We start from the raw sequence: 997 nt of genomic DNA on the forward strand, positions 1-997 counted from the left end.
CCGACCAGAAAGGCCCTCGTGCCCCACCGTAATGCACCCCTGACCGAGACTGGACGGCTGCGGCTGGCCCGCTGTGTGGTCGAGGACGGCTGGCCGCTTCGCCGGGCCGCGGAACGCTTCCAGGTCTCCCCGACCACCGCCCAGCGGTGGGCCGGCCGCTACCGGGCCCTGGGCGAGGCCGGGATGGCGGACCTCTCCTCCCGTCCGCACCACTGCCCACGCAGGACCCCGACGCGCACCGAACGCCGGCGAAGTAGGCTTGTGCCCGTGTCCAGAAGGCGGTGGCGGTTTCCTTCTTCTCGTCCGTGTGGATCTCGCTGTAGGCGAGGCGGGAGTGGTCGTCGACGGCGGTGTGGATGTAGCTGTAGCCGGCCCCGGAGCGGGTCTTGCGGCCTGCCTGGCGGCCCAGGGCCTTGTGGCCGCCGCCGTCGGGGATGTTGCCGAGCTTCTTGATGTCCACGTGCACGAGTTCACCGGGGCGGTCACGTTCGTAGCGGCGTATGACGCGGCCGGTGGCCCGGTCGAGATGGGCCAGGCGGGCCAGGCCGAAGCGGGTCAGGACGCGATGCACGGTCGAGGGCACCAGGCCCAGCAGATGGGCGATGCGGGCCGGGCCCCACCGGCGAAGGACACGGACCTTGATGATCCGGCGTTCGGTGCGCGTCGGGGTCCTGCGTGGGCAGTGGTGCGGACGGGAGGAGAGGTCCGCCATCCCGGCCTCGCCCAGGGCCCGGTAGCGGCCGGCCCACCGCTGGGCGGTGGTCGGGGAGACCTGGAAGCGTTCCGCGGCCCGGCGAAGCGGCCAGCCGTCCTCGACCACACAGCGGGCCAGCCGCAGCCGTCCAGTCTCGGTCAGGGGTGCATTACGGTGGGGCACGAGGGCCTTTCTGGTCGGTGTAGACGTCGCAATCCACACCGAACCCGGAAGGCCCTCACCCGTTCAAGATCCCTCAGTCGAGACCTGCATCACCCGTCCACAACCTCCCGGGACAGAACA

2 pseudogenes are annotated in these 997 nt (G+C 71.2%); one reads left to right on the top strand and one right to left on the bottom strand.

Annotation, left to right across the window (positions count from 1 at the left end):
* Window positions 1–75: 75 nt before the first annotated feature.
* Window positions 76–165 (top strand): annotated as a pseudogene (locus EAO72_RS44255) (helix-turn-helix domain-containing protein); the annotation flags it as partial.
* Between the two features lie 7 nt (window positions 166–172).
* On the opposite strand, the pseudogene EAO72_RS41485 reads toward EAO72_RS44255, so the two are convergent.
* Window positions 173–877: pseudogene (locus EAO72_RS41485) on the bottom strand (helix-turn-helix domain-containing protein); the annotation flags it as partial.
* Between the last annotated feature and the right edge of the window lie 120 nt (window positions 878–997).

The sequence above is a fragment of the Streptomyces sp. OR43 genome (assembly GCF_008042275.1).
In the GTDB taxonomy this organism is placed as follows: domain Bacteria; phylum Actinomycetota; class Actinomycetes; order Streptomycetales; family Streptomycetaceae; genus Streptomyces.